Source organism: Parasulfuritortus cantonensis, from assembly GCF_004337445.1.
Classification (GTDB): domain Bacteria; phylum Pseudomonadota; class Gammaproteobacteria; order Burkholderiales; family Thiobacillaceae; genus Parasulfuritortus; species Parasulfuritortus cantonensis.
This window is the reverse complement of sequence record NZ_SJZB01000054.1, coordinates 1-22,622: the sequence shown is the minus strand read 5'-3', so window position 1 is coordinate 22,622 and position 22,622 is coordinate 1. Positions and strand designations below refer to the sequence as shown.

General features: G+C 68.4%; 23 protein-coding genes and 1 tRNA gene. 16 read left to right on the top strand and 8 right to left on the bottom strand.

All coding sequences use genetic code 11. The features are described from left to right. Positions 1-2,203, bottom strand: a 2,203-nt coding sequence (gene aceE, locus EZJ19_RS15690; RefSeq protein ID WP_131449278.1) for a pyruvate dehydrogenase (acetyl-transferring), homodimeric type, incomplete at its 3' end; no start/stop codon positions are given. Positions 2,204-2,411: 208 nt separating this feature from the next. On the opposite strand from aceE, the gene EZJ19_RS15685 reads away from it, so the two are divergent. After that, positions 2,412-3,866: a M17 family metallopeptidase gene (locus EZJ19_RS15685; RefSeq protein WP_131449276.1), complete on the top strand. Its 1,455-nt coding sequence runs from the start codon at positions 2,412-2,414 to the stop codon at positions 3,864-3,866. 21 nt (positions 3,867-3,887) lie between these two features. Here EZJ19_RS15685 and EZJ19_RS15680 read toward each other — a convergent pair whose 3' ends face one another. After that, the gene (locus EZJ19_RS15680; RefSeq protein ID WP_131449274.1) at positions 3,888-4,205 is read right to left on the bottom strand and encodes a c-type cytochrome; all 318 of its coding nucleotides are present in this window, start codon (positions 4,203-4,205) and stop codon (positions 3,888-3,890) included. 90 nt (positions 4,206-4,295) lie between these two features. On the opposite strand from EZJ19_RS15680, the gene aroC reads away from it, so the two are divergent. The 5 genes from aroC (at position 4,296) to EZJ19_RS15655 (ending at position 8,024) form a co-directional block, all read left to right on the top strand. After that, complete coding sequence (gene aroC, locus EZJ19_RS15675) at positions 4,296-5,399, top strand: chorismate synthase (protein ID WP_131449272.1); 1,104 nt, start codon at positions 4,296-4,298, stop codon at positions 5,397-5,399. A gap of 35 nt (positions 5,400-5,434) precedes the next feature. Continuing rightward, complete coding sequence (locus tag EZJ19_RS15670; RefSeq protein WP_131449270.1) at positions 5,435-5,674, top strand: HP1242/YdcH family protein; 240 nt, start codon at positions 5,435-5,437, stop codon at positions 5,672-5,674. Between the two features lie 100 nt (positions 5,675-5,774). Further along, positions 5,775-6,917 carry an MFS transporter gene (locus EZJ19_RS15665; protein WP_131449268.1) on the top strand — a complete coding sequence of 381 codons (1,143 nt, stop codon included), beginning with the start codon at positions 5,775-5,777 and terminating at the stop codon, positions 6,915-6,917. After that, complete coding sequence (locus EZJ19_RS15660) at positions 6,914-7,516, top strand: histidine phosphatase family protein (RefSeq protein ID WP_131449266.1); 603 nt, start codon at positions 6,914-6,916, stop codon at positions 7,514-7,516. The genes EZJ19_RS15665 and EZJ19_RS15660 overlap by 4 nt, the downstream gene beginning before the upstream one ends. Positions 7,517-7,523: 7 nt before the next feature. After that, entirely contained in the window at positions 7,524-8,024 is a 501-nt protein-coding gene (locus EZJ19_RS15655) for a GNAT family N-acetyltransferase (protein ID WP_206199459.1), read from the top strand. On the opposite strand, the gene EZJ19_RS15650 is transcribed toward EZJ19_RS15655, so the two are convergent. Then, on the bottom strand, positions 8,021-8,422 hold the full coding sequence (locus EZJ19_RS15650) for a YkgJ family cysteine cluster protein (protein WP_131449264.1): 402 nt from the start codon (positions 8,420-8,422) through the stop codon (positions 8,021-8,023). The genes EZJ19_RS15655 and EZJ19_RS15650 overlap by 4 nt on opposite strands. Then, positions 8,395-9,414, bottom strand: coding sequence for a quinone-dependent dihydroorotate dehydrogenase (locus tag EZJ19_RS15645; protein WP_131449262.1), 1,020 nt, complete (start codon positions 9,412-9,414; stop codon positions 8,395-8,397). The genes EZJ19_RS15650 and EZJ19_RS15645 overlap by 28 nt, the downstream gene beginning before the upstream one ends. A 91-nt stretch (positions 9,415-9,505) precedes the next feature. Here EZJ19_RS15645 and EZJ19_RS15640 point away from each other — a divergent pair, with 91 nt between their 5' ends. The 6 genes from EZJ19_RS15640 (at position 9,506) to EZJ19_RS15615 (ending at position 15,164) form a co-directional block, all read left to right on the top strand. After that, a complete protein-coding gene (locus EZJ19_RS15640) occupies positions 9,506-11,569 on the top strand; it encodes a YgiQ family radical SAM protein (RefSeq protein ID WP_240754808.1) in 2,064 nt (687 codons plus the stop codon). A gap of 23 nt (positions 11,570-11,592) precedes the next feature. Then, a complete protein-coding gene (locus EZJ19_RS15635; RefSeq protein ID WP_131449260.1) occupies positions 11,593-11,940 on the top strand; it encodes a Rap1a/Tai family immunity protein in 348 nt (115 codons plus the stop codon). Between the two features lie 80 nt (positions 11,941-12,020). Next, positions 12,021-12,521, top strand: coding sequence for a ubiquinone anaerobic biosynthesis accessory factor UbiT (gene ubiT / locus EZJ19_RS15630; protein WP_131449258.1), 501 nt, complete (start codon positions 12,021-12,023; stop codon positions 12,519-12,521). Positions 12,522-12,623: 102 nt separating this feature from the next. Beyond that, positions 12,624-13,229: a hypothetical protein gene (locus tag EZJ19_RS15625; protein WP_206199458.1), complete on the top strand. Its 606-nt coding sequence runs from the start codon at positions 12,624-12,626 to the stop codon at positions 13,227-13,229. Positions 13,230-13,281: 52 nt separating this feature from the next. After that, the gene (gene radA, locus EZJ19_RS15620) at positions 13,282-14,637 is read left to right on the top strand and encodes a DNA repair protein RadA (RefSeq protein ID WP_131449254.1); all 1,356 of its coding nucleotides are present in this window, start codon (positions 13,282-13,284) and stop codon (positions 14,635-14,637) included. 113 nt (positions 14,638-14,750) lie between these two features. Beyond that, on the top strand, positions 14,751-15,164 hold the full coding sequence (locus EZJ19_RS15615; protein WP_131449252.1) for a rhodanese-like domain-containing protein: 414 nt from the start codon (positions 14,751-14,753) through the stop codon (positions 15,162-15,164). A 137-nt stretch (positions 15,165-15,301) separates the two neighbouring features. On the opposite strand, the gene EZJ19_RS15610 is transcribed toward EZJ19_RS15615, so the two are convergent. From EZJ19_RS15610 to hpnC, 4 genes are read right to left on the bottom strand one after another with little or no spacing between them, the layout of a single operon-like run. Beyond that, a complete protein-coding gene (locus tag EZJ19_RS15610; protein ID WP_165873603.1) occupies positions 15,302-16,027 on the bottom strand; it encodes an SDR family NAD(P)-dependent oxidoreductase in 726 nt (241 codons plus the stop codon). 23 nt (positions 16,028-16,050) lie between these two features. Then, positions 16,051-17,334 carry a hydroxysqualene dehydroxylase HpnE gene (gene hpnE / locus EZJ19_RS15605; RefSeq protein WP_165873602.1) on the bottom strand — a complete coding sequence of 428 codons (1,284 nt, stop codon included), beginning with the start codon at positions 17,332-17,334 and terminating at the stop codon, positions 16,051-16,053. Further along, complete coding sequence (hpnD, locus tag EZJ19_RS15600; RefSeq protein ID WP_131449284.1) at positions 17,319-18,152, bottom strand: presqualene diphosphate synthase HpnD; 834 nt, start codon at positions 18,150-18,152, stop codon at positions 17,319-17,321. The genes hpnE and hpnD overlap by 16 nt, the downstream gene beginning before the upstream one ends. Then, the gene (gene hpnC, locus EZJ19_RS15595; RefSeq protein ID WP_240754805.1) at positions 18,149-19,051 is read right to left on the bottom strand and encodes a squalene synthase HpnC; all 903 of its coding nucleotides are present in this window, start codon (positions 19,049-19,051) and stop codon (positions 18,149-18,151) included. The genes hpnD and hpnC overlap by 4 nt, the downstream gene beginning before the upstream one ends. 81 nt (positions 19,052-19,132) lie before the next feature. On the opposite strand from hpnC, the gene EZJ19_RS15590 reads away from it, so the two are divergent. The 4 genes from EZJ19_RS15590 to clpX all read left to right on the top strand — a co-directional run bounded on the left by EZJ19_RS15590 (position 19,133) and on the right by clpX (position 22,484). Further along, positions 19,133-19,217 (top strand) — tRNA-Leu (locus tag EZJ19_RS15590). Between the two features lie 28 nt (positions 19,218-19,245). Beyond that, complete coding sequence (tig, locus tag EZJ19_RS15585; RefSeq protein WP_131449248.1) at positions 19,246-20,532, top strand: trigger factor; 1,287 nt, start codon at positions 19,246-19,248, stop codon at positions 20,530-20,532. Then, the gene (clpP, locus tag EZJ19_RS15580; protein WP_131449246.1) at positions 20,532-21,170 is read left to right on the top strand and encodes an ATP-dependent Clp endopeptidase proteolytic subunit ClpP; all 639 of its coding nucleotides are present in this window, start codon (positions 20,532-20,534) and stop codon (positions 21,168-21,170) included. Before tig ends, clpP begins: the two co-directional genes overlap by 1 nt. 36 nt (positions 21,171-21,206) lie before the next feature. After that, complete coding sequence (gene clpX, locus EZJ19_RS15575) at positions 21,207-22,484, top strand: ATP-dependent Clp protease ATP-binding subunit ClpX (protein ID WP_131449244.1); 1,278 nt, start codon at positions 21,207-21,209, stop codon at positions 22,482-22,484. Positions 22,485-22,622 lie beyond the last annotated feature (138 nt).

Below are 22,622 nucleotides of genomic sequence, written 5' to 3'. Positions count from 1 at the left end.
GCAGGATGGTGCCGCTGCCGAGCAGCTGCACGCGCGCCGACTTGTCCGCGGCGCCTTCGGACAGGCGGTACATGCCCTTCAGGATGCCGACCTCGGCGCCCTTGGGCAGGGCCGGGTGGCTGTAGTTCTCGTTCATCACCGTGAGGTAATAGAACACGTCCTCCTGTTCCTGGACCATGCGGCGCAGGCCGTCCTGGATGATCACCGCCAGCTCGTAATGGAAGGTCGGGTCGTAGGAGACGCAGTTCGGGATCAGGGCCGCCTGCAGGTGGCTGTGGCCGTCCTCGTGCTGCAGGCCCTCGCCGTTCAGGGTCGTCCGGCCGGCGGTGCCGCCGAGCAGGAAGCCGCGCGCGCGCGAGTCGCCGGCCGCCCAGGCCAGGTCGCCGATGCGCTGGAAGCCGAACATCGAGTAGTAGATGTAGAACGGGATCATGGGCTGGCCGACCGTGCTGTAGGCGGTCGCGGCGGCGAGCCAGGACGAGAAGGCGCCGGCCTCGTTGATGCCTTCCTCCAGGATCTGGCCGCCCTTGTCCTCGCGGTAGTACATGACCTGGTCGTGGTCGACCGGCTCGTACAACTGGCCGACCGAGGAATAGATGCCGATCTGGCGGAACAGGCCCTCCATGCCGAAGGTACGCGCCTCATCCGGGATGATCGGCACGATGCGGCGGCCGAGCACCTTGTCGCGCAGCAGGGTGCTGAGGATGCGCACGAAGGCCATGGTGGTGGAGATCTCGCGCTCGCCGGTCGCCTCGAGCATGGCCTGGAAGGCCGGCAGGGCGGGTACCGGGAGACTTTCCGCCTTGGTCCGGCGGGTCGGGACGGAACCGCCCAACTTGTCGCGCGTGGCGCGCATGTACTTGATCTCGGGGCTGTCCTCGGCCGGACGGTAGAACGGCAGCTTGGCCAGTTCCTCGTCGGAAATGGGGATGTCGAAGCGATCGCGGAAGGCGCGCAGGTCGTCGAGCGCCATCTTCTTGGCCTGGTGGGTCGGGTTCTGCGCCTCGCCGGACGCGCCCATGCCGTAGCCCTTGATGGTCTTGGCCAGGATCACGGTCGGCTGGCCGGTGTGCTTGACCGCCGCGGCGTAGGCCGCGTAGACCTTGTGCGGGTCGTGGCCGCCCCGGTTCAGGCGCCAGATGTCGTTGTCCGACATGGCGGCCACCATCTCGCGCGTTTCCGGATACTTGCCGAAAAAGTGCTCGCGCGTGTAGGCGCCGCCCTTGGCCTTGAAGTTCTGGTATTCGCCGTCGACGCATTCCTCCATGCGCTTCTGCAGCATGCCCTTGGTGTCCATGGCGAAAAGCGGGTCCCAATAGGAACCCCAGAGCACCTTGATGACGTTCCAGCCGGCGCCGCGGAAGGCGGCCTCCAGTTCCTGGACGATCTGGCCGTTGCCGCGCACCGGGCCGTCCAGGCGTTGCAGATTGCAGTTGACCACGAAGATCAGGTTGTCGAGTTTCTCGCGCGAAGCCAGGGTGATGGCGCCCAGGGACTCCGGCTCGTCGGTCTCGCCGTCGCCCAGGAAGGCCCAGACGTGGCGGCCGGAGGTGTCGGCGATGCCGCGGTCGTGCAGGTAGCGCATGAAGCGGGCCTGGTAGATGGCCTGGATCGGGCCCAGGCCCATGGACACGGTCGGGAACTGCCAGAACTCGGGCATCAGCCACGGGTGCGGGTAGGAGGGCAGGCCGTTGCCGGTGGATTCCTGGCGGAAGTTGCCGAACTGGTCCTCGCTGATGCGGCCCTCGATGAAGGCGCGGGCGTAGACCCCGGGTGCGGAGTGGCCCTGGAAGAAGACCAGGTCGGCACCGCCGGGATGGTCCGGACCGCGGAAGAAGTGGTTGAAGCCGACGTCGTAGAGGGTGGCCGCCGACTGGAAACTGGCGATGTGGCCGCCGACGCCGGGCGCCTTCTCGTTGGCGCGCATGACGCAGGCGATGGCGTTCCAGCGGATCAGGGCGCGGATGCGCCGCTCCATGCCGGGGTCGCCGGGGTGTTTTTCCTGCATGGTCACCGGGATGGTGTTCACGTAGGCCGTAGTGGCGTTGTAGGGCAGGTAGGCGCCCGACCGGCGCGCCTTGTCGATCAGCTTCTCGAGCAGGAAGTGGGCGCGTTCGGTGCCTTCCTCCTCGATGACCGCGGCGAGGGCATCCAGCCACTCACGGGTTTCCTGAGGATCGATATCAGGGATGTGACTCGACATAAAGATACTCTCCGGTTGGGGCGGACAACGAGCCACCACCATCGCTGGAGCGCCGCACGTCCGCCGGTACTATCCGACAGTTTTATGAAACAATTTAAACCAAATCCGGCGAATTATCGGGGCTGAGAAAGCCTTAGGTCAATTTAATACTAAGTATTGACAAAATAAATAGAATGGATTGCTAATGAATTGCGCAAAGCGAATAACCATGCGGCTTGCAGGCCTGGACACCGTGTCCGCGCAGGGCGCCGAAGCGGCCGCCAGCACCGGCCACCTGCTGGTCGTCCTTACGGCCGGCGCGCCCTTGCCGGACATCCCGGGCCGGGCCGCCCTGGAGGCGGTCCTGAAGCGGCGCGGCAAGAAGGCCGACAGCCTGGCCAAGGCGCCGCTCGCGGTAACCCTGCCGGACGGCGGACTGTCGGTCTGGCTCAGCCTGGCGGACGCCAAGCCGGCCTTCGACTGGCACGAGCAGTTGCGCAAGGCGCTCAAGCCGTTGCTCGAGGAGAACCCGGCCGAACTTGCCGTCGCGGTGCACGGCGACGACGGTTTCCGCGACCGCGCGGCACGCGCGGCGGTCTACGCCGCCTGGGTCAACGGCGCCCAGCTGAGCAGCTGGAAGTCGGACAAGCCGGGCCGGGCGCTCAAGCGCGTGGTCCTGTACGGCGCCGCCGGCCTCGACCTCGCGCGCGAACGGGCCATCGCCGAAGGCAACCTGCTTTGCCGGGAACTGACCCGGTTGCCGCCCAACCTGCTCGACCCGGGCCAGTATCGCAAGTGTGTCCGCGCCCTGGCCAAGGAGGCGGGCTGGGCGATCGAGGAGTTCGACGTCGCCAGTCTGACCAAGCTGAAGGCGGGCGCCTTCCTCGCCGTGGCGCGCGGCAGCGGCCACCAGGACGCGGCCGTCGTTCGCCTGAGCTACCGGGGGGCGGCCAAGGCCAAGGCGCTTGCCCTGGTCGGCAAGGGCATCTGCTTCGATACCGGCGGCCACAACCTGAAGCCGGCCCGCTACATGCACAACATGCACGACGACATGAACGGCTCGGCGGTGGTCCTGGGCATCCTGCTCGCGGCCACCCGGCTCAAACTGCCGGTGAACCTCGAGGTCTGGCTGGCCATCGCGCAGAACCATCTGTCGCCCGAGGCGTATACCCAGAACGAGGTGGTCACGGCCCTGAACGGCACCACCATCGAGGTCGTCCACACGGATGCCGAAGGTCGCATGGTGCTCGCCGACGCCCTGGCCATGGCGGCGCGCGAGAAACCGGGCGTCATGATCGATTTCGCCACCCTGACGGGCAGCATGGTCATGGCCCTGGGCGAACGCATGAGCGGCGTCCTCGGCAACCGCGACGATCTGGTGCAGAAGGCGGTGGCCGCGGGCCAGGCGACCGGCGAGCGGGTGGTCGCCTTCGCCATGCCGACCGACTACGACGAGGCGCTCGATTCGGAAGTGGCCGACGTCAAGCAGTGCACGCTGGACGGCGAGGCCGACCACATCCTGGCGGCACGCTTCCTGAGCCGCTTCGTCGCCGACGTGCCCTGGTTGCACGTCGACCTGTCGGCGGCCCGTTGCAAGGGCGGCCTGGGCGCGGTAGCCGGCGACGTGACCGGTTTCGGGGTGGCGCTCGGCCTGGCCCTGCTCGACGGCCTGGCGGCCGGCTGAGCGGCCCGGCGCGCCGGCGCCTCAGCGCGCCGCGGCGGTCTGCCCGACCAGGGAGAAGTATTCCGCCACGTCGTCGACGTCCTGCTCGGACATCGGCAGGAGCAGCACCTGCATGGCCGGGTTGATCCGGCGCAGGTGGCGGTAGTCGCGCAGGATGGCGGCCAATTCCTCGGCCGAGCGGCCGCCGATGGCCGCCTGGCCGGGCGCGTGGCGCATGCCGGTCGGGCCGTGGCAGGCGGTGCACTGGAAGGCCTTGGTCTCGCCCGGCAGGATGTCGGCACGGGCCGCGCCGGCCCAGATCAGGGCGCCGGCCAGGAAAGCGGGGATCAGGCGTTTCATGTCGTCGTTCGGGCAGTCATCTTCGAGCAACCCATGGTAGTGGGCGGCTGTGCGATAATCCAGCGCATTCAACGAACAACAGCACGATTCATGTCCGGCAACACCCTAGGCAAACTGTTTTGCGTGACGTCCTTCGGGGAGTCGCATGGTCCGGGCATCGGGTGTGTGGTGGACGGCTGCCCGCCCGGCCTGCCGCTCGCCACGGAAGACATCCAGTTCGAACTCGACCGGCGCAAGCCGGGCACCTCGCGCCACGTCACCCAGCGGCGCGAATCCGACACCGTCGAGATCCTGTCCGGCGTCTTCGAGGGCAGGACCACGGGCACGCCCATCGCCCTGCTGATCCGCAACGAGGACCAGCGCAGCAAGGACTATGGCGAGATCGCCAACAGCTTCCGGCCCGGGCACGCCGACTACACCTACTGGCAGAAGTACGGCATCCGCGATTACCGCGGCGGCGGCCGCTCGTCGGCGCGCGAGACCGCGGTGCGGGTGGCGGCCGGCGCAATCGCCAAGAAGTGGCTGCACCAGCAGTACGGCACGGTGATCCGTGCCTACCTGGCCCAGCTCGGCCCCATCGTGGTGCCCTTCAAGGCCTGGGAGGGCGTCAACGAGAACCCGTTCTTCTCGCCCGATCCGGACAAGATCGCCGAACTCGAGGCCTACATGGATGAGTTGCGCAAGGAAGGCAACTCGGTCGGTGCGCGCATCAACGTGGTCGCCGAAAACGTTCCGGTGGGCCTGGGCGAGCCGGTCTACGACCGCCTCGACGCCGACATCGCCTATGCCCTGATGAGCATCAACGCGGTCAAGGGCGTGGAGATCGGCGCCGGTTTCGCCTGCGTCGCCCAGAAGGGCACGGAGCACCGCGACGAACTCACCCCGGAGGGCTTCCTCTCCAACCATGCCGGCGGCGTGCTGGGCGGCATCTCGAGCGGCCAGGACGTGACCGCCTCGATCGCCATCAAGCCGACGTCGTCGATCCGTCTGCCCGGTCGCTCCATCGATCTGGCCGGCCAACCCGCCGAGGTGGTCACCCACGGCCGCCACGACCCTTGCGTGGGCATCCGTGCCACGCCCATCGCCGAGGCCATGCTGGCCATCGTCCTCATGGACCATGCCCTGCGCCAACGCGCCCAGAATGCCGACGTGCGTTGCCCAACGCCGGTCATCCCCGGTAAAGTTAACCGGTAAAGTTAACTAAGTCATCGAAGCAAGGAGCAGCAAAAATGATCGAAAGCCACGATCTCTTCAACGAATTCCCGGAACATTCCGAGACCATTCGCAAACTCACCCTGGCCAATGACGATTTCGTCAAGATGATGCGTGACTACGATGACGTCGATCACAAGATCCAGCGCATCGAGCAGCGTGTCGAGGCGGCCTCGCAGCTGTACGAGGAAGAGCTCAAGAAGCTGCGCCTCGGCCTCAAGGACCGCCTCTACAAGCTGATCACGGCGGCAGGCTGAAGCCGATCCGGCGTAACGACGGCCCGGTGCGTCCGGGCCGTTTTCGTTTCTTGCCCCGCCGCATCCCGACCGCCTCGGTTGGCGGAGGCGGCTGAATCGCATGCATACCGTCCCCTACTGGCGCCTGTCCGGCTTCTATTTCTTCTACTTCGCCTTCGTCGGCGCCATGGCGCCGTACTGGGCGCTCTACCTGCGCTCGCTCGAGTTCGACGCGTTCCAGATCGGCATCCTGATGGCCCCCCTGCACGTCATGCGCATGTTCGCGCCCAACCTGTGGGGCCACATCGCCGACCGCAGCGGGCGCCGGGTCGCCATCGTCCAGTTCGCCGCCGTGGTCAGCCTGGTCTCCTTCGTCGGCGTGTTCCTGGGCAGCGGCTTCTGGTGGATGCTGGCGGTGATGAGCTTCATCAGCTTCTTCTGGAGCGCCTCGCTGCCCCTGGTCGAGGCGACCACCCTGTCGCACCTGAAGGACCGCACCGACCGCTACGGCAACATCCGGCTGTGGGGTTCGGTCGGCTTCATCGTCGTCGTGGTCAGCCTCGGCTGGCTGCTCGACCATGCCGCCGTGCGCACGCTGCTCTGGGTGGTCATGGGCCTCCTGGTCGGCATCGTGCTGTTCGCACGCTTCATTCCCGAGGCCGAGATCGCCACCCTGGAAACGGTGCACACGCCGCTCGGCCGGGTGCTGCGCCGGCCCGAGGTGGCGGCCCTGCTGGCGGCGGCGATCCTGATGGCGGCGGCGCACGGCCCCTATTACACCTTCTTCACCCTCTACCTGGTCGATACCGGCTACAGCAAGAGCCTGGCGGGCTGGCTCTGGGCGCTCGGGGTGATCTGCGAGGTCGGCGTCTTCCTGGTCATGCCGCGCGTGCTCCGGCACGTCTCCGCGGAGACCGTCGTGCTCGTCACCCTGGCGGCGGCCGCGCTGCGCTTCCTGCTCATCGGCTGGTGGGTGGACAACATGCCGGTGCTGCTCTTCGCCCAGTTCCTGCATGCCCTGACCTTCGCCGCCTACCACGCCGCCGCCATCGGCCTGGTGCACCGCTATTTCACCGGCCGCAACCAGGCGCGCGGCCAGGCCCTCTACAACAGCCTGGCGTTCGGCATCGGCGGTACCGTCGGCACCCTCTACGCCGGTGCCGTCTGGCAGCATTACGGCGGCGCCTTCACCTTCAGCACGGCGGCGGCCTGCGCGGGCGTCGCCGCACTCGTCTTCGCCTACAAGGGACATCCGAAAACATGACCACCACCGTCATCGACATGCTGCGCCACGGCGAACCCGAGGGCGGCCGCCGCTACCGGGGCCAGATCGACGATCCGCTCTCGGACAAGGGCTGGCGCCAGATGCGTGCCGCGACCGCCGGCGCACGACCCTGGCAGGCCATCGTCAGCTCGCCCATGGCGCGCTGCCGCGCCTTCGCCGAGGAACTGGCCGGCCAGACCGGTCTGCCGCTGGCCTTCGACGCGCGCCTCAAGGAGGTCGGCTTCGGCAGCTGGGAAGGGCGCACGGCCGACGAGATCAAGGCCGCCGACCCGGCGGCGGTGTTCAACTTCAAGTGCGACCCGGTCGCCTTCCGGCCCGACGGTGCCGAGCCGCTCGATGCCTTCTACGCCCGCGTCGGCGCGGCCTGGGAGGACATCCTGTCCCGTCACGCCGGTTCCCACGTCCTGGTCGTCTGCCATGCCGGCGTCATGCGCATGGCGATCTGCCGGGCGCTCGGCCTGGCGACCGGACATGCCTATCGTCTGCAGATCGGCAGCGCCGCCCTGGCGCGCCTGCGCGTCGAACAGCGCGGCGAGCTGCGCCATGCCGCGCTGCTCCACCTGACGCCCGGGCAGTGAGGCCGCCGTGCGCCTGCGCGGCATGACCCAGGGCGACATCCCGGCGGTACTGGCGATCCAGGCGGCCGCCTATGGCCAGGCCTACCTGGAGCCGGAGGCGGTGCTGCGCGCCCGCCTGGCCGGCGCCCCCGGCACCGCCTGGCTGGCCGACGACGGCGCGGGGCCGTGCGCCTACCTGGTCGGCTATCGCTCCCGGCTCGGCCGGGTGACGCCCTTGGGCGGCGTCTTCGCCGACCTGGCCGGCGCCGATTGCCTGTACCTGCACGACCTCGCCGTGGCGCCGCGGGCGGGCGGTGCCGGCGTGGCCGGGAGCCTGGTCGAGCACGCCCACGCCCATGCCCTGGCCGTCGGCCTGGGGCGTTCGGCCCTGGTCTCGGTGCAGGGTAGCCTGGGTTTCTGGCAACGGCGCGGCTACCGGGTGGTACTGTCGAGCACGGAGCCGGCGGCGCCCGCCAACCTGCTCAGCTACCCCGGGCCGGCCTACTATATGCAGCGCGACCTGCCCTAGGCGCGCGGTCGGCCGCTCAGGCCGGCGTTCCGGCCGCCAGCCGGGCGCGCGCCGCCCGGGCACGGGCCGTCGCCGGGGAAGAAGCGGCGGCAGGCCTCCGGTCGGACCGGATAGACCGTGCAGGCGCACGGCCCGCTCAGGCGGCCGGCGAACGCGACGCAGACCCGGCGCCCGTCCGGCTCGATCCGGGTCGCCAGCTTGGCGACGAACTCGGCCGGCTCGCCGTCACCCTGGCGTTGCATGACGACGGCGGCAGCGGTGTCGAGGAGCCGCTCGACGTCGTGCTCGTACAGGCGCACGTAGCCATCGCCGGTCCAGGGCGAGCAGCAGCAGGCCCCGCAGGACTGGCAGTCGTACGCCTCGGCTTCGGCTAGGCGTCCTGCAGGGCCCGGACGCATTCGGCCACCAGTTCCGGGCCGCGGAAGATCAGGCCGCTGTAGATCTGCACCAGGCTGGCGCCGGCGGCGATCTTGTCGCGCGCGTCGCTGCCCTGCAGGATGCCGCCCACGCCGATGAGCGGGACCTCGCCGGCCAGGCCGTCCGCGAAGGCCTTGAGGACCCGGTCCGAGGCCGCCTTGACCGGGGCGCCGGAGAGGCCGCCGGTCTCGGCGCCGTGCTTCAGGTGTTCGACGCCGGTGCGCGCCAGGGTGGTGTTGGTGGCGATCACGGCATCGACCCGGTGGCGCCGGAACAGGCCGGCCATCTCGGCGATCTGGGCGTCCTCCAGGTCGGGGGCGATCTTCACCGCGAACGGCGTGTACTTGCCGTGCCGGTCGGCCAGGGCGGTCTGCTCGGCCTTGAGGGCGGCGAGCAGGGCGTCCAGCTCGCTGCCGCCCTGCAGGGCGCGCAGGTTCTTGGTGTTGGGCGAGGAGATGTTGACCGCCACGTAGCTGGCGCGCGCGTAGACCTTGCGCAGGCCGATCAGGTAGTCGTCGACGGCGCGTTCGATCGGGGTGTCGGCGTTCTTGCCGATGTTGATGCCCAGGATGCCGTCGAACTTCGCCTGCGCGACGTTGGCGAGGAGGGCGTCGACGCCGTGATTGTTGAAGCCCATGCGGTTGATGATGGCGTTGGCCTCGGGCATCCGGAACATGCGCGGCTTCGGGTTGCCGGGCTGCGGCCGCGGCGTCACCGTGCCCACCTCGATGAAGCCGAAGCCCATGGCGGCCCAGGCGTCCAGGCACTCGCCGTTCTTGTCCAGGCCGGCGGCCAGGCCGACCGGGTTCGGAAAGCGCAGGCCCATGACCTGGCAGGGGGCCTCGGGGACGCTCGGCAGCAGTGCCCGCAGCAGGCCGGCCGGGGTCAGGCGGAGGGCGTCCACGGTCAGCGTGTGGGCGGTTTCCGGGTTGAGATTGAACAGGATCGGGCGGAGGAGGGGATAGAGGTCCATGACGGGAAGGGTTTCTTGGGGCTACGCTGCATTTTAACGGGGCCGGGCAAACTGGTATTCTGCACGGCCGACTTTTTCTGGTGATGTCGTGCTGGCCGCCCGCCCCCTGACCTCGTACAAGCCCTATTGGGCCAGGCGCTTCGGCGTCGCCCCCTTCCTGCCCATGTCGCGGCCGGAGATGGACGCGCTCGGCTGGGACAGCTGCGACGTCATCCTGGTCACCGGCGACGCCTATATCGACCATCCCAGCTTCGGCATGGCCCTGCTCGGGCGCCTGCTCGAGGCGCAGGGTTTCCGGGTCGGCATCATCGCCCAGCCCGACTGGAAATCGCCCGAGGCCTTCCGCGCCCTGGGCCGTCCGAACCTGTACTTCGGCGTCACCGCCGGCAACATGGATTCGATGGTCAACCGCTACACGGCGGATCGGAAGATCCGCTCGGACGACGCCTATACGCCCAACGGCGAGCCGAACCGGCGTCCCGACCGCGCCGTCACGGTCTACGCCCAACGCTGCCGGGAGGCCTACAAGGAGGTGCCGGTGGTGATCGGCGGCATCGAGGCCTCGCTGCGCCGCATTGCGCACTACGACTACTGGTCCGACAAGATGCGCCGCTCGGTGCTGGCCGACTCCAAGGCCGACATGCTGTTGTTCGGCAACGCCGAGCGGGCCATCGTCGAGCTGACCCACCGCCTGGCCGCCGGCGAGTCGATCACCGACCTGCGCGACCTGCGCGGTGCCGCCTTCATGGTGCCGTCCGGCTGGCAGCCGTCCGACGCCTGGCTGGAACTCGATTCCCTGGCGGTCGCGGCGCCGACCGGCGACACGCCGGTCCACTTCATGCCCCAGCCGGGCCGGGACCGCGCCGGACGCGCCGAGCAGCGTGCCCATACCGTGCTGCGCCTGCCCTCCTTCGAGCAGGTCGAGAAGAACGCCGTCCTGGACACCCACGCCGCGCGCGTCTTCCACCTGGAGTCCAACCCCGGCAACGCGCGCGCGATGGTACAGGCGCACGGCGAGCGGGACGTCTGGCTGAACCCGCCGCCGATCCCGCTCAACACGCCGGAGATGGACCACGTCTACGGCCTGCCCTACGCCCGGGCGCCGCACCCGGCCTACGGCGACGCCAAGATCCCGGCCTGGGAGATGATCCGCTTCTCGATCAACATCATGCGCGGCTGCTTCGGCGGCTGCACCTTCTGCTCGATCACCGAGCACGAGGGCCGCATCATCCAGAACCGCTCCGAGGAGTCGATCCTGCACGAGATCGAGGAGATCCGGGACAAGACGGCCGGCTTCACCGGCGTCGTCTCGGACCTGGGTGGGCCGACCGCCAACATGTACCGTCTGGCCTGCAAGGACCCGAAGATCGAATCGGCCTGCCGGCGCCTGTCCTGCGTGTTCCCGGACATCTGCGAGAACCTCGACACCGACCACGGCCCGCTCATCCAGCTCTACCGCAAGGCGCGCGCCATCCCCGGCGTGAAGAAGGTGCTGATCGGTTCCGGGGTGCGCTACGACCTCGCCGTGCGCTCGCCGGAGTACGTCCGGGAGCTGGTCAGCCACCACGTCGGCGGCTACCTGAAGATCGCGCCCGAGCACACCGAGGAAGGCCCGCTCGAGCACATGATGAAGCCGCGCATGACCGCCTACGACCGGTTCAAGCGCCTGTTCGACAAGTTTTCCCGCGAGGCCGGCAAGGAACAGTACCTGATCCCGTACTTCATCGCCGCCCATCCCGGCACCACCGATGCCGACATGGTCAACCTGGCCCTCTGGCTGAAGCGCAACGACTTCCGCCTGGACCAGGTGCAGACCTTCCTGCCGACGCCGCTGGCCCTGGCCACGACCATGTGGCACACCGGGCTCAACCCGCTCAAGCCGGTCCTGGGCGGCAAGGCGCGCGCGGTCGCGGTGACCCGGGGCGAACGTGCGCGCCGCCTGCAGAAGGCCTTCCTGCGCTACCACGATCCGGCCAACTGGCCGCTCCTGCGCGAGGCGCTCAAGGACATGGGGCGGGCCGACCTGATCGGCAACGGCAAACACCATCTGGTGCCGGCCTTCCAGCCCGGCGGCGGCGGCCGCGGCGACGGGCGCCGGCCGGTCCAGGCCAACCTGCGCAATGGAGGAAAAAGGCCGAAACGTCGGATAGAATAGGCGCGGAGAGTAGGGGTACCTAAATGAAAAGAACAGCTTACGTGTTCCTGACCGCCGCCACCGTGTCCCAGGCGGTCGCCGCCAGCCTGCCCGGCCATGAAGTCCAGACCGGCGAGGCGCTGGTCAAGATGTGCAGCGGCGCCGAGCGGGTGAAGATGCTGGGCATGATGTGCCACAGCTATCTGAACGGCTATATCGACACCGCCACCGTGTTCAACAAGGGTGGCCGCTTCTGCCTGCGCCCGGACGACAAGCAGTTCCTGCCGAGCCGCGTGGCGTCCTGGCTGCGCGCCCACCCGGATCTGCTCAGCCGGCCGGCACCCGAGGCCCTGAACCGCTTCCTGCCGGAATACTATCCCTGCCCGAAGTAGGGCAGCGGCGCGCCGCGCTACCCAAACCGGGCCGATTCGGGCAATATTCGGATGTTTTTGTCCAGGTTGAAGGTCCCGCCATGTCGCGTCTGAAGTTGCCCGCCTTTCCGATTCCGCGCCTGCCCGCCGCCATGCCCGGCCTGCCGGTCTCGGCCGCCTTCTCGGCCCTGTTCAACCTGGCCGCCTGGCGCGCCCTCAAGGACATGGACTGGGACAACGTGCGCGACAAGCGTTTCTGCGTACACGTCCGCGACCTCGGCCTGAAGAGCCATTTCTCGGTCGGCGCCGGCGGCCTGCGGCCGCAATTCGGCGATCATGCCGACGTCACCTTCACCGCCACGGCCATGGATTTCACCCGCCTGGCCCTGCGCCTGGAAGACCCGGACACCCTGTTCTTCAATCGCCGCCTGCTCATCGAGGGCAACACCGACCTCGGCCTGACCGTGAAGAACATGCTCGACGGCATCGAATTCGAGACCCTGCTCGCCAGCCTGCCGGTGCCGCTGGCCTACGTCATGCGCCGGCTGCGCGATCGCCTGGCACCGGACGGCGACGACGGCCTGGTCCTGAACGGCCGCTGAAGCGGCCCGGCGGCACGCCGCCGGGGGCCGGCTTGATCTTGGGCAAGGCGCCGGCCGCCGGCCGCGGCTAGGGTGCGGGCTTCGCCAACCGGAGTCCGCCCCATGAGCCAGCCTGCCTTCTTCGACCTCGTTCCCCGCCTGCGCCTGCGCGATCCCCTGGCCGGGCTGCTCGGCGCCGCGGCCGACGGCATCCTCGAGTACCGCTACGCCGACGCCGTGAAGTGGGCCGGCCATTCCTGCCCGACCGTGGCCGGCGCCTGGCTGGCGACGGCCACCGCCCTGCGCCGGCTGTATGGCGACGCGCTGCCGGTGCGCGGCGGTATCCGGGTCGAACTGCGCGAGGCCCAGTCGGCCGGCAATGCCGGCGTCGTCGGTGGCATCGCCGGCCTGGTGACCGGGGCGGCCGGGGAGGGAGGCTTCAAGGGCCTGAACGGGCGCCAGGCGCGCGCCGGCCTGCTCGCCTACGGCGTCGCCATGACCGCCGAGCTGCGTTACACCCGCCTCGACACCGGCGCCGCCCTGGCGCTCGACTACAATCCGGCCGCGGTGCCCGGCGACCCCGGCCTGGGGCCGTTGCTGCAGCAGGTCGTGGCGGGCCAGGCCGGCCCCGACGAACGGGCACGCTTTGCCGGCCTCTGGCAGGACCGGGTCCGGCGCATCCTGATCGAACACGCCGACGACCCCGACCTGCTGCGAATTCACCCTTGAGCCGGCCGGCCGGCCTCGGGTATAACCGGCCATCCAATACGCGAGCCTCAGGATGGCCAAGGACAAGACGCTCTACGTCTGCAACGAATGCGGCGGCCAGACCAGCAAGTGGCAGGGCCAGTGTCCGCACTGCCTGGCCTGGAACACCCTGACCGAGTCGCGCGCCGAGGCCAAGACCCGGCGCTTCCAGGCCCTGGCCGCCTCGGGCGAGGTGCAGCGCCTGTCGCAGGTCCAGGCCCGGGAGACGCCGCGCATCCCGACCGGCCTGAGCGAGTTCGACCGGGTCCTGGGCGGCGGTCTGGTCGAGGGCGGCGTGGTGTTGATCGGCGGCGACCCCGGCATCGGCAAGTCGACCCTGTTGTTGCAGGCGCTGGCCGAGGTGGCGAAGCGCCTCAAGACCCTCTACGTGAGCGGCGAGGAGTCGGCCGACCAGATCGCCATGCGCGCCAACCGGCTCGGCCTGGCCGGCTGCGACATCCCCATCCTGACCGAGATACGCCTGGAATCGGTGCTCGCCACCCTGCAGGGCGAACGCCCCCAGGTCGCGGTGATCGACTCGATCCAGACCCTCTACACCGAGGCGCTGCAGTCGGCGCCCGGCAGCGTCTCCCAGGTGCGCGAATGCGCCCAGGAACTGACCCGGCACGCCAAGCAGACCGGTACCACCCTGGTGTTCATCGGCCACGTCACCAAGGAGGGCTCCCTGGCCGGGCCGCGCGTGCTGGAACACATCGTCGACACGGTGCTCTATTTCGAGGGCGATACCGGTTCCAGCTTCCGCCTGGTGCGTGCCTTCAAGAACCGTTTCGGCGCCGTCAACGAGCTGGGCGTGTTCGCCATGACCGACAAGGGCCTCAAGGGGGTCAGCAACCCCTCGGCCCTGTTCCTCAACCGCGCCGAGCAGGAGGCCCCCGGTTCCTGCGTGGTGGTCACCCAGGAGGGGACCCGGCCGTTGCTGGTCGAGATCCAGGCCCTGGTCGACACCGCCCACACGCCGACGCCCCGGCGCCTCACCGTCGGCCTCGACCCCAACCGGCTGGCCATGCTCCTGGCGGTGCTGCACCGCCACGGCGGCATCGCCTGTTTCGACCAGGATGTCTTCGTCAACGCCGTCGGCGGCGTCCGCATCCTCGAGCCGGCGGCCGACCTGGCGGTACTGGTCGCGGCGGTTTCATCGATAAGAAACAGTGTCTTGCCGCATAAACTGGCGGTTTTTGGCGAAGTCGGCCTGGCCGGCGAAATCCGCCCGGTGCAGCGTGGCCAGGAACGCCTCAAGGAGGCCGCCAAGCTCGGCTTCAATCTGATCCTGGCCCCCAAGGCCAACCAGCCCAAGCAGGCGATCCCCGGGGTCAAGGTCCGGGGCGTGGCCAGCCTGGCCGAGGCACTCGATTTCCTACGCGAGCTGTAGGCCGGCGGCGCGCCGATTGTCCAGCGCGTGGCCAGCGTCTATGCTGGATTCAGCTGCCGATCGCCCGCCATGTCCCGCCCCCGATCCTGACCTCCCTCGTCCTGGCCGCCGCCATGCTGGCGCCGTCATGGGGCTGGGCGCAGAACTATCCGCGTACGGTCAACGACCTGGTGGCCAAGGTCAAGGCCGGGATCAAGACCATCGACATGGCCGCCTTCAAGGCCGGCCTGGACCGCAAGGCCCAGGGCCTGGTCATCGACGTGCGCGAGCCGGACGAGTTCGCCGGCGGCCATATCCCCAATGCCATCAACATCCCGCGCGGCCAGATCGAATTGGCCATCTGGTCGCAGGTCGGCTATCCGGATCATGTCGACATGCGCAAGCCGATCACGCTCTACTGTTCGTCCGGCACGCGCAGCATCCTGGCCGCGCGGAGCCTGCGCGAACTCGGCTTCAAGGCCGTGGTCGCGGTCGACATGAAGCTGGAGGCCTGGAACCGGGCACACTACCCGATGACCTACGAGTAGGCCGGGGCCGCTCAGGCCTGCGCTTCGTCCTGCGGGGACGCCATGTCGCGCACCGGGGCGAGCGCTTCCGGAGTGGCGGCCTCTTCGGCCGGCGTCGTTCAGCGCCTTCGCCGCGGCCTGCAGGTCGGGGTCGCCGGTCAGCCGGGACGCCACTCGACCAGGCGGCCGCGTTCCGGGCCGCTCATCAGGTCGGCCAGGTATTCGGCCAGGTCCGCCGGGGTGGGCAGTCTGGACTTGTCTTCGCCCGGGTGGCTGCGCAGCCGCTGCGGGCTGTTGATCGGGCCCGGCACGACCAGGTTGAGGCGCAGATTGGCGGCATCGGCCCATTCCTCGGCCTGGATGCGGAAATAGGTTTCCAAGGCCGCCTTGCTGACCGCGAAACCGCCCCAGTAGGCACCCGGCTTGTGGCCGTGCGTCTCGCCGATCAGCAGGACGCCGGCGTCTGGCGCCGCGGCCAGGAGTTGCAGGCAGGATCGGTTGATGGCGAACGGCGCCAGGGTGTTGACCTTGTACAGGCGTTGCCAGGCGGCGATGCTCTGCTGGCCGAGCGGGCTGGGCGATTCGAACTCGCTGGCGCAATGGATGACGCCGTCGAGCCGGCGCATCTGGTAGCCGATGGCCTCGGCCAGGGTGTCGAAGTCGCGGTCGCCGGCCTTCTCCAGGTCCATCGGGAAGATCGCCGGCATGGGCCCGCCGGCCGCGATGATCTCGTCGTAGACCTTCTCCAGCTTTCCGGTGGTACGGCCGAGCAGGATGACCGTGGCGCCGCGTGCGGCGCAGGCGAGCGCGCAGGCACGGCCGAGGCCCTGGCCGGCACCGGTGACCAGGATCACCCGGTCCTTGAGTGGTAGTGCGTTTTCCATGGTGGCCGGAACCCGCAGGTCCCTCATTCCTCCTCGATGATCATGCGGGCGCATTTTACGCCGCTTCGCACCGCGCCTTCGAGGGTGGCGGGGTAATCGCCGGCCGTGTAGTCGCCGGCCAGGAACAGGCCGGGTACCGGAGTACGCGGGTCGGGCCGGCGCAGCCCAGGCGTGCAGGCGAAGGTGGCGCGCTTTTCGACGATGACGCGCCAGTCGGCAAGTGGCGGCAAGGGGCCGACCCGGCGGCCGAGCCGCTCCAGGCAATCGTCGCGCAAGGCCGCCGGTGCCAGCGCCAGGTGCGGGCCTTCGGCGCTGAACACGATGGCGGCCAGGCCGGGGCCGAGGTCGTTGCGCTCGAACGCCCAGGGCGCGCTGCCGTCGCCCAGGGCCAGCATGGGGTAGGGCAGGGCCAGGGGAGCGGCGAAACGCAGCCAGAGGGTGAGGATGGGTTGCCAGCGCAGGTCGCGCAGTTGCCCGACGAGCCCGTCGCAGCCCGGCAGGCCGGCGAGCAGGGCCGGGGCCTGGGCCGGGTGCGTGGCCAGGACGACGCGCTCGGCCCGGTCGTCGGGCCCGGCCAGGCGGAAACCGTCGGCTTCCCGGACCAAGCCGGTGACCCGGCTGGACAGGTGTATCGAACCGCCACGTTCGCCGACGTGGCGGGCCGCGGCGTCGGGCACCAGGCGGCCGAGGTCGCCGCGGTTGAACAGCATGTCGCTGGCGGCGCGCGGGCCGGCCAGGCTGTCGCGCAGGACGTTGCAGAAGATTTGGGCCGAGGCCTGTGCCAGCGGCGTGTTGAGGGCGGCGACGCAGATCGGCTGCCAGAGGCGGGCGACCAGGCGGCCGGGCTGGCCGTGCTCGGCGAGCAGGCGGGCCGCCGTGTCGTCCCGGTCGAGGCGGAAGCGACGGCGGGCGAGTGCGCGCATGAAGCGCGCCGCGGCGTATTTCTCCCCGGCGTCGAGCCCCCGGGCCGTGAGCAGGCCGACGGCCAGGTGCAGCGGCCGGGGCAGCCCGGGCAGGGCGAGCCGGAAGCCGGGTTCGTCGAAGACCAGGCGCCGGCGCTCCAGGCCCGCCGCCGTGCCCAGCCGGCGCAGCAGGTCCAGGGTATGGTCATAGGCGCCGGCGCACAGGTGCTGGCCGTTGTCGATGGCGATGCCGTGCCAGTCGACCCGGCGGGCCCGGCCGCCGAGCTGGCGGGCCGACTCGTGCAGGACGACGGCGTGGCCGGCGTCTACGAGGGTCACGGCGGCGGCCAGGCCGGCCCAGCCGCCGCCGACCACGGCGACGCGCGGCTTCAGCCGGTCAGCCATGTCCGGCCGGCCAGCCAGACCTTGCGCACGGCCGGCAGGCGGACGTGACGGTGCAGGACCGGGTAGCCCTGGTGCCGTATCTCGTCCAGGACGGCGCGGTAGATGGCGGCCATGACCAGGCCCGGGCGCTGGCTGCGCCGCTCGTCGGCCGGCAGCAGGGCCAGGGCTTCGGCGTAGGTGGCACTGGCGCGCTGGTACTGGAATTCGGCCAGGTGCCGGAAGGCCTCGGTGTCACGGCCTTGGAGCAGGTCGGCCTCGGCGACCCCGAAGCGGGCCAGTTCTTCCTGGGGCAGGTAGATGCGGCCGCGCCGGGCGTCCTCGCCGATGTCGCGCAGTATGTTGGTGAGTTGGAAGGCCAGCCCCATGCGGGCGGCATATTTAATGGTGTTGCGGTCCCGGTAGCCGAAGATCCCGGCGGCGACCTCGCCGACGATGCCGGCAACCCGGTGGCAATACAGGCGCAATTCCCTGTAGTCGGCGTAGCGGGTCTGGTCGAGGTCCATCGCCATGCCGTCGATGATCTCTTCGAGCTGCTCGCGGGCGATGCCGTAGGGACCGATCACCGGCAGCAGCGCCATGGCGACCGGGTGGCTCGGCTGGCCGCCGTACAGGTGGTGCAATTCGGTGCGCCACCAGTCCAGTTTGGTGCGGGCGACGGCCGGTTCGCGGCACTCGTCGACGATGTCGTCCACCTCCCGGCAAAAGGCGTAGAAGGCGGTGATGGCGTCCCGCTTGGCGGCGGGCAGAAAGCGGAATGCCAGGCTGAAACTGGAATGACTGGCGGCGACCTTTTCCCGGCAATAGCGCTGGGGCGTCATCGGCCACAGCCCGAGTTGCAACTGCCGCTCGAGCAGCCGTCCCCGCCCCCTTTGCGGCGCTTCGGCCAAAGTGCGCCGCGCAACATGGCCAGCCAGTCGGTCAGCGTGAGCACCGGGCGCTGGTTGAACACGTCGCCTCGGCTTTCGCCGAGCTTGTACAGGATGCGTTCGCCGCCCAGGATGATCAGGCGCATCTCGACGCCGATCCGGCCTTTCAGCGCCAGGCCGAGCGGTGCCCCCGCCTTGAGCATGCGCCGGGCGCGTTCGATCTGCGTCTTCATGAACTGCTGCCAGAGGCCGTCGACGCGCCCTTCGGCGATCTGACGTTCGCTGACGCCGAATTTGGCCATCTCGTCCTGGGGCAGGTAGATGCGTCCCTTGCCCTGGTCGATCGCCACGTCCTGCAGAAAATTGATCAATTGCAGTGCCGAACAGACGCCATCCGCCCAGGCTTGGTGCCTGGCGTCCCGGTCGCCGTAGAGCATGAGCAACAAACGGCCGATCGGATTGGCCGACTTGCGACAATAGTCCATGACCTCGCCGAAGTGGCCGTAGCGGGTCTTCGTGCAGTCCTGGGAGAAGGCGTCGAGCAAGTCGTGGAACGGCTGGAAGGGCAGGTCGTGGCCGCGTATCGCCGTCCCGAGGGGGCCGAAAATCGGGTCGTCCAGGACCTCTCCGCACTCGAGGGCACGGAGTTTGCTACGGAACGATTGCAGATCGGCCAGACGCTGTTCGGCCGGGGCCTCACCCTCATCGGCGATATCGTCGGCGGCACGCGCGAAGGCATAGATGGCCCGCACGGGCCGACGCAGGCGGCGCGGCAGGATGAGCGAGGCGACCGGGAAGTTCTCGTAGTGTCCGGGCTTGACGAGGTGTCCAGGGCTGGTTTGCATTGTCATTCTAAATCATGGGGTTATCGTTGCTACACGGACAGGATCGGCTGACATCGACGGAGCGCTATATTACACTTCAGCGTTTTCGCGAAAGTGGCGGAATTGGTAGACGCACTGGATTTAGGTTCCAGCGGGGAAACCTGTGGGGGTTCGAGTCCCCCCTTTCGCACCAGAGTGTAGCCATCCAACAAGGAACCATGATGTCCGCAACCGTAGAAACCCTGGCCGGCCTCGAGCGCCGCATCACCCTGAATCTGAATCCGGTCGAGATCGAGACCGAGGTGGGCAAGCGCCTGCAGAAGATGAGCAGAAACGTCAAGCTGGACGGCTTCCGCCCCGGTAAGGCACCCGCCAAGATGGTTGCCATGCGCTATGGCAGCGAGGTCCGCGGCGAGGTCCTGGGCGACGCCCTGCACAAGGAGTTCATCGCCGCCGTCGAGGCCAACAAGCTGGACGTCGCCGGTTACCCGCATTTCGAGCCGGCCGGCGAAGGCATCTTCAATGCCACTTTCGAGGTCTATCCCGACATCGCCATCGGCAACCTGGGCCAGATCCAGGTCACCCGCCCGGTTGTCGAGGTCATTGATGCCGACGTCGATCGCACCCTGGACGTGCTGCGCAAGCAACGGGTCCGCTTCGCCGCCGTCGAGCGGGCGTCGGAGAACGGCGACCGCGTCCACATCGATTACGCCGGCAAGATCGGCGGCGTCCCGTTCCAGGGTGGCGAGGCCAAGGACTTCCCCCTCATCCTGGGCGAAGGCCGCACCCTGCCCGATTTCGAGGGCAGCCTGGTCGGCATGACGGCGGGCGCCAGCAAGACCTTCGACGTCAAGTTCCCGGACGATTACTTCGCCAAGGAACTGGCGGGCCAGACCGCGACCTTCGAGGCGACGGTGAAGTCGGTGCATGCGCCGATCCTGCCCGAGGTCGACGAGGCCTTTGCCGAAAGCCTGGGCATCAAGGAGGGCGGCCCCGCCAAGCTGCGCGAGGAGATCGCCGCCAATCTGGGCCGCGAAGCCAAGCGCCGCATCCAGGCCCGTCTCAAGGAGCAGGTCATGGACGGCCTGCTTGCCGTGAGCCCCTTCGACGTGCCCCGGAGCCTGGTCGCCATGGAGGTGCGCAGCCTGATGGACCACGCCGTCAACGACCTCAAGGCGCGCGGCATGAAGGAACAGGATATCAAGTTGTCCGAGTCGGTCTTCGAACCCCAGGCCAAGCGCCGCGTGGCGCTCAGCCTCCTCCTGAACAGCTTCGCCGCCGCCCACCAGATCGGTGCCGGGGACGAGCAGGTGCGCGCCAAGGTGGACGAGTTCGCCCAGAGCTACGAGGACCCGACCGAAGTGGTCGCGTGGTACTATCAGGACGCCAACCGCCTGCGCGACGTCAAGGCCATGGTGATCGAGGACAATGTGGTCGAGGCGGTCCTGCAAAGCGCCCAGGTCACCGACGAACCGACCACCCTTGAAAATCTGATGGGGAAAGCCTGATGAGCCAGATTGAACACGTCGCCACCATGCCCGAGCCGTCCATGCTCGGCCTCGTTCCGATGGTCGTGGAGCAGAGCGGCCGTGGCGAGCGCGCCTACGACATCTATTCCCGCCTGCTCAAGGAACGCGTGGTGTTCCTGGTCGGCCCGGTCAACGACGTCACCGCCAACCTGGTTGTGGCCCAGCTCCTGTTCCTGGAGTCGGAGAACCCGGACAAGGATATCTACCTCTACATCAATTCCCCGGGGGGCTCGGTCACGGCCGGCATGGGCATCTACGACACCATGCAGTTCATCAAGCCGGACGTCTCGACGCTGTGTATCGGGCAGGCTGCCAGCATGGGCGCCTTCCTGCTCGCCGCCGGTGCCCAGGGCAAGCGCTACTGCCTGCCCAACTCGCGGGTGATGATTCACCAGCCGCTCGGCGGCTTCCAGGGCCAGGCCTCGGACATCGAGATCCACGCCAAGGAAATTCTTTACCTGCGCGGGCGTCTGAACGAGATGCTGGCCAAGCATACCGGCCGGCCGCTCGACGTCATCGAACGGGATACCGATCGGGACTACTTCCTGAGCGCCGAGGCGTCCGTGGAGTACGGCCTGGTCGACAAAGTGCTGGCCAACCGTGCGGAGGCGGCGTAAACTTGACTGAAATATTCGGGTATTTAGGACGGAGATATGGCTGACAAGCAAGATAGCGAAAAACTGCTTTACTGCTCCTTCTGCGGCAAGAGCCAGCACGAAGTGCGCAAGCTGATCGCCGGTCCCTCGGTGTTCATCTGCGACGAATGCGTGGAGCTGTGCAACGACATCATCCGCGAGGAGGTGCAGAACGCCGGAGCGGGCAAGGACGAGTCCGATCGCCTGCCGCTGCCGCAGGAAATCCGCGATACCCTGGATCAGTACGTGATCGGCCAGCCGCTTGCCAAGCGTGCCCTGGCGGTGGCGGTGTACAACCACTACAAGCGGCTGCGCAACCCGAGCCTGGGCAAGGACGACGACGTCGAGCTGGCCAAGTCCAACATCCTGCTGATCGGCCCGACCGGCTCCGGCAAGACCCTGCTGGCGCAGACCCTGGCCCGGTTGCTCAACGTGCCCTTCGTGATCTCCGACGCCACCACCCTCACCGAGGCCGGCTACGTCGGCGAGGACGTCGAGAACATCATCCAGAAGCTCCTGCAGAAGTGCGACTACGACGTCGAGAAGGCGAAGAACGGCATCGTCTACATCGACGAGATCGACAAGATTTCGCGCAAGTCGGACAACCCGTCGATCACCCGCGACGTCTCCGGCGAGGGCGTGCAGCAGGCCCTGCTCAAGCTGATCGAGGGCACCACGGCCTCGATCCCCCCGCAGGGCGGCCGCAAGCACCCGAATCAGGAATACATCCAGATCGACACCACCAACATCCTGTTCATCGTCGGCGGCGCCTTCAGCGGCCTCGACCGGGTGATCCGGAACCGCACCGAAAAGTCGGGCATCGGTTTCGGCGCCGAGGTGAAGAGCAAGGACAACCGCAAGGACATCGGCGAGGTGTTCAAGATGGTGGAGCCGGAGGATCTGATCAAGTTCGGCCTGATCCCCGAGTTCGTCGGCCGCCTGCCGGTCATCGCGACCCTGGAGGAACTGGACGAGAAGGCCCTGGTGCAGATCCTCACCGAGCCCAAGAACGCCCTGGTCAAGCAGTTCCAGAAGCTGTTCAAGATGGAAGGCGCCGACCTGGAGTTTCGCGACGAGGCCCTGTTCGCCATCGCCAAGGCGGCGCTCAAGCGCAAGACCGGGGCGCGCGGTCTGCGCTCGATCATCGAGCACGCCCTGCTGGACATCATGTTCGACCTGCCCAGCATGCAGGGCGTCGAGAAGGTCGTATTGGACGAGAAGGCGATCAGCGGCGAGGGCAAGCCCTTGCTGATCTACGCCGACACGTCCGCCAAGCAGTCCGTCCAGGCGGGTTGAGTGTCAATCGGCCGGGTTGAAATTCGACCCGGCGGCTTCACCTAGTTGTCATCGGCCCGCCGGGCCCCACCAGCCAGAGTGAGATAAATGAGCGCAAACGTCCTCTTCACCTCTTCCGTCGCCTTGCCGCTGTTGCCC